This window comes from Corallococcus sp. 4LFB (genome assembly GCF_046520365.1).
Taxonomy (GTDB): Bacteria; Myxococcota; Myxococcia; order Myxococcales; family Myxococcaceae; genus Corallococcus; species Corallococcus caeni.
On the sequence record NZ_JBKGHJ010000542.1, the window covers coordinates 1 to 5,195 of the forward strand.

Below are 5,195 nucleotides of genomic sequence, written 5' to 3' on the forward strand. Positions count from 1 at the left end.
TGGCCGGACGCCACGCCCGTCCTGCGCGAGGCCCGGGCGCTGTCGGCGCGGCGGGAGCGGCTGACGCGGCTGGCCCGGCGCAGGTTGGACGTGCTGACGGTGGCGCCGGAGGACGTGTCGCTGGAGGAGGCGCTGACGCGGCTGGATGCGCTGGTGCGCCAGCCCGCGCGCTGGGCGCTGAAGCCGGGCGAGGTGCTCGTCTTCGAGGATGACACCTGGCGAAGCTCGGGCCCGAGCCTCGTGCCCATGTCCCTGCGGCGGGAAGTGTCGCCGCGCCTGGTGCTCGCCTGGGGCGCGCTGGCCGCGCTGTGCTTCCTGCTGTTGCTGGTCCTCCCCAGGTCGATGGATGTCCCCGTGGTGGCCGGCCTGGTGGCGGGCACCCTGGGCCTCCTGGCCTCACAGGCCCTGCGCGCGGGCCGGCTGCGGCTCACCAGCGAGCGGCTCATCTGGGCGCCGGTGTTCGGTGAGCCGCAGGAGGTGCGGCTGGGCACCATCTCCCCTGACGGCTTCCGGCTGGAACAGAACGTGGACCTCAAGGTGGAGGGGGACCGGCGGCTCCATGCGCGCTCCGTGCGCGGCGCCGCGGCGGTCGCCCTGCTCGTGGAGTTGCACCGGCAGCCCCCGCTGCGCGGCGCGCCCGGGCGGGGGTGCGCCTGGACAGCGTGGCGGTGTTTCCCGCGAAGCTCGGCAGGCGCCAGGGGTTCTGCGTGCTGGGCCCCCAGGGCCTCTCCTTCATCCCGGAGGGAAGGGGCCCCCAGGCCTTGAGTGCCGTCACCGGCCGGCCGTCGCCGCTGCGCGACTTCGAGTCCGACCAGGTGCTGGACGCGCTGCGCTGGCTGCCAGAGGCGGAGTTCGACGCCTGCGTGCTGCGCATGGTGGAGGCCACCGGCGGCGCGGCCTGGGCCCGCGCGGACGCGCGCTACGTCCCGGGCGCCCCGGTGTGGCGGAGGATTGTCATCGAGCACGGGAGCCTGACGCTGACCGGCCGCGTGCAGTGGGACCAGCAGGACGCCACCGAACGGCTCCTGCGGGACTGGCCCCGGTAGCGCCGGTCCGACCCGGGAACGCCCTTCGCTGCGTACTGGGAGAGGGTCGTCGCGCCGCGCAACGACTCCGCCCGGTCCGGGTCCACCCGTTCCCCCATGTCGGACGCCACCTCTACTGTGTAGCCGGGGCCTCCAGCCCCTTCCCCGAGAGACATCATGAACGCCAGACACCCGGTGGTGCGCCGAGTCTTCCAGCGCACCGCGTCCGCGGCGATGCTGCTGTTGGGCCTTGCCTACGGCCGCACGTCGCACGCGCAGCACTTCACCGTCTTCGAGAGTGGCCAGGTCCGCCCCCTGGCCCTGTCGCCCAACGGCCAGTGGCTCTACGCCGTCAACACGCCTGACAACCGGTTGGAGATCTTCCAGGTCGCCGCCAGCGGCCTCACCCACAGGGGCTCCGTGCCCGTGGGCCTGGAGCCCGTGGCCGTCGCCGCGCGCACCAACGACGAGGTCTGGGTGGTCAACCACCTGTCCGACAGCGTCAGCATCGTGCGCGTGGACGCGAACGGGCAGGGCGGCAGCGTGACGCGGACGCTGCTCGTGGGCGACGAGCCCCGCGACATCGTCTTCGCCGGCACCGGCAAGAAGCGCGCGTTCATCACCGCCGCGCACCGCGGACAGAACACCGGGTTCGACCCGCAGCTCACCACGCCGGGCGTGGGCCGCGCGGACGTCTGGGTCTTCGACTCGGAGAGCCTGGGGACGACGCTGGGCGGCACGCCGCTCACCCGCCTGAGCTTCTTTGGTGACACGCCGCGCGCGCTCGCGGCCACGCCGGACGGCAGCCGCGTCTACGCGGCGGCGTTCCACTCCGGCAACCGCACCTCCGTGGTCCACGAGAGCCTGGTGCCCAACGGCGGTGAGTCCGTGGGCGGCGTCCCCGGCCCCAACGTCAACCACCAGGGCATCGCCGCTCCGGAGGTCTCCGTCATCGTGAAGTACAACGGCCAGGACTGGCTGGACGTGCTCGACCGGCCGTGGACCGACTCCTTGCGCTTCTCCCTGCCGGACAAGGACGTGTTCGCCATCTCCGCCACCGCCAACCCGCCCGTGCAGGTGACTGGCGCCGCGGGCACCTACGCGGGCGTGGGCACCATCCTGTTCAACATGGCCGTCAACCCGGTGAGCGGGAAGGTCTACGTGAGCAACACCGAGGCGCGCAACGACCTGCGCTTCGAGGGCCCCGGCACCCTGACGGGGAGCAGCCTGCGCGGCCACCTGCACGAGAGCCGCATCACCGTGCTGGGCAACCCCGGCGCCCCCACGGTCACGCCCCGCCACCTCAACACGCACATCAACTACGCGGCCTGCTGCGCGCCCACGCCCAACGCGGAGAGCGAGAAGAGCCTCGCGCAGCCCACGGGCATGGCGGTGACGTCCGACGGCGCCACGCTCTATGTCGCCGCGTTCGGCTCGTCGAAGCTGGGCGTGTACGCGACGTCGCAGCTGGAGGCCGGCACCTTCACGCCCTCCACCGCGAGCCAGGTCTCGCTGAGCGGCGGCGGCCCCACCGGCCTGGTGCTGGACGAGGCCCGGGGGCGCCTGTACGTGCTCACCCGCTTCGACAACGCGCTCTCCGTCGTCGACACCGCGACGAAGACGGAGGTGGCGCACCTGCCCATGTTCAACCCGGAGCCCGCGAGCGTGGTGCAGGGCCGCCCGTTCCTCTACGACGCGCGCACCAGCTCCAGCCACGGCGACTCGTCCTGTGGCAGCTGCCACATCTTCGGTGACTTCGACAGCACCACCTGGGACCTGGGCAACCCGGACGGCGACGTGAGGACGAGCTCCAACCCCATCGTTCCGGTGCTGCCGGAGTTCGGCACGGACCCCACCTTCGGCCAGGACACGGCCTTCCACCCGATGAAGGGCCCCCTGTCCACGCAGAGCCTGCGCGGCATGGCCAACCAGGGCCCCATGCACTGGCGAGGGGACCGCACCGGCGGCGACAGCGCGCCCAGCGTGCAGCCCAACAGCGGCACCTTCGACGAGGTCGCGGCCTTCAAGCAGTTCAACCCCGCGTTCAAGGACCTGCTGGGCCGCAGCGCCCAGCTCTCCGAGACGGAGATGCAGAAGTTCTCCGACTTCATCCTCCAGGTCGTCTACCCGCCCAACCCCATCCGCAAGCTGGACAACTCGCTCACGGCCTCGCAGCAGGCGGGCAAGGACTTCTTCACGAACACCACCAGCTTCTTCCAGGGCTCGTGCGAGGCCTGCCACCGCGTGGACGTGAACGCGAACCCGGGGGAAGGCCCCTTCAAGGGCTTCTTCGGGACGGACGGCCGCAGCTCCTTCGACGCGGAGCCGCTGTTCCCCAAGGTCCCGCACCTGCGGAACATGTACCAGAAGGTCGGCATGTTCGGCGCTGGCTTCCCCTTCGGCAACACGCCGGTGGATCCGTTCCTGGGGGACCAGGTGCGCGGCACGGGCTTCAACAGCGACGGCGCCATCCCCACGCTGTTCCTCTTCAACAGCGGCTTCGACTTCCACCCCGTCTTCAACCAGGTGGGCATCCCGGACACGCCCGCGGGCTTCCAGGCGAAGAAGGACATGGAGCAATACATGTTCGCCTTCGAGACCAACCTGGCGCCCATCGTCGGACAGCAGGTGACGCTCACCGCGACCAACGCGGCGGTGGTCGGCTCGCGCATCGACCTGTTGATGGCGCGCGCGGACGCGGGTGAGTGCGACCTGGTGGCCAAGGGCCGCGCGGGCACGTCCGAGATGGGCTTCCGCTACCTGGGCGGCGGTCGGTTCAAGGCGGACCGCGCGGCGCTCCCGCTGGTGCCGTCCGCGTCGCTGCGCTCGGGAGTCGCCACGAGCCACGGCGTGCTGACGTACACCTGCACGCCGCCGGGCTCCGGCCTGCGCATGGGCATCGACCGGGACCTGGACGGCTTCCTCGACGGGGACGAGCGGGCCGCGGGCACCGACCCCGCGAACCCGGCCAGCCACCCGTAGCGGCGGCGTCCGCGGTCAGCGGCTGAGGCACTCTACGCGCATGAGGGCCAGGGCCCTCGTCGTTCGTGAAGCGGGCGCGTTGACCTGACCCCCGGGGGCAATCACCGGCCCCGGGCGCGATGCGCACCGTCGCGCCATGACGAACGAAACCCAGACGGGCTCCCCGCAGACGGGGCGGATTTCCGGCAGCTTCCTCAGCACGCGGGACGGCACGCAGCTCTACTTCAAGGACTGGGGTCCCAGGCAGGGGCAGCCCATCGTCTTCTCCCACGGCTGGCCGCTCACGTCCGATGCCTTCGAGGACCAGATGCTGTTCCTGTCCGAGCGCGGGTATCGGACCATCGCCCATGACCGCCGGGGACACGGGCGCTCGTCACAGCCGTGGGACGGCCACGACATGGACACGTATGCGGATGACCTCGCGGAGTTGACGTCCGCGCTGGACCTGCGCAAGGCTGTCCATGTCGGCCACTCCACGGGCGGCGGGGAAGTGACGCGCTACATCGGGCGCCATGGCACCGGGCGCGTGGCGAAGGCGGTGCTCATCAGCGCCGTGCCGCCCATCATGCTCAAGACGGACTGGCACCCCAACGGCCTGCCCATGAAGGTCTTCGACGACATCCGCGCGGGCGTGCGTGGAGACCGCTCCAGCTTCTTCAAGGAGCTGAGCCTTGCGTTCTATGGCTTCAACCGGCCGGGTGCGCAGGTATCGGAAGGGCTGCGCGAGAGCTTTCACCTCCAGAGCGTGATGGGGAGCCTGAAGGCCGAGTACGACTGCATCAAGGCCTTCTCTGAAACGGACTTCCGCGCGGACCTGGCCCGCTTCGACGTGCCCACGCTGGTGATGCACGGCGATGACGACCAGATCGTCCCCATCGACGGCGCGGCGCGCATCACGGTGACGCTCGTGAAGGGCGCGAAGCTCCAGGTCTACCCGGGCTTCAGCCACGGCATGTGCTCGGTGAACAAGGACGTCATCAACAAGGACCTGCTGGCGTTCCTCCAGGGCTGAGCGTCCGGACATCCGGAGGACACCTCCCGCCCGAGCTCGGTGGTCTCAACTGGTCCGACAGTCGGACCAGTTCGCGCGGTGCGCCGCTGACGGGGGGAGCGAGGCCCGGCCTCGGTAGTCCCAACTGGTCCGACAGTCGGACCAGTTCGCGCGGTGCGCCGCTGACGGGGGGAGCG

Annotated in this window: 4 protein-coding genes; all 4 read left to right on the forward strand. The window is 71.0% G+C overall.

Annotated elements, in window-relative coordinates; translation table 11 throughout:
• Positions 1–765: hypothetical protein (locus ACLEQD_RS36370; RefSeq protein WP_410390473.1), on the forward strand; the 765-nt coding region annotated here is incomplete at its 5' end.
• Positions 762–1,046: a hypothetical protein gene (locus ACLEQD_RS36375; protein ID WP_410390474.1), complete on the forward strand. Its 285-nt coding sequence runs from the start codon at positions 762–764 to the stop codon at positions 1,044–1,046. The genes ACLEQD_RS36370 and ACLEQD_RS36375, both read left to right, overlap by 4 nt.
• 156 nt (positions 1,047–1,202) lie before the next feature.
• On the forward strand, positions 1,203–4,007 hold the full coding sequence (locus ACLEQD_RS36380; RefSeq protein ID WP_410390476.1) for a hypothetical protein: 2,805 nt from the start codon (positions 1,203–1,205) through the stop codon (positions 4,005–4,007).
• A 136-nt stretch (positions 4,008–4,143) separates the two neighbouring features.
• Positions 4,144–5,019 (forward strand): alpha/beta fold hydrolase, encoded by an 876-nt coding sequence (locus ACLEQD_RS36385; RefSeq protein ID WP_410390478.1) that lies wholly within the window; start codon positions 4,144–4,146, stop codon positions 5,017–5,019.
• Positions 5,020–5,195: the final 176 nt, after the last annotated feature.

Coding starts and splice junctions, on each gene's coding strand:
- ACLEQD_RS36380 (WP_410390476.1), top strand. CDS start 1,203: ATGAACGCCAGACACCCGGTGGTGCGCCGAGTCTTCCAGCGCACCGCG.
- ACLEQD_RS36385 (WP_410390478.1), top strand. CDS start 4,144: ATGACGAACGAAACCCAGACGGGCTCCCCGCAGACGGGGCGGATTTCC.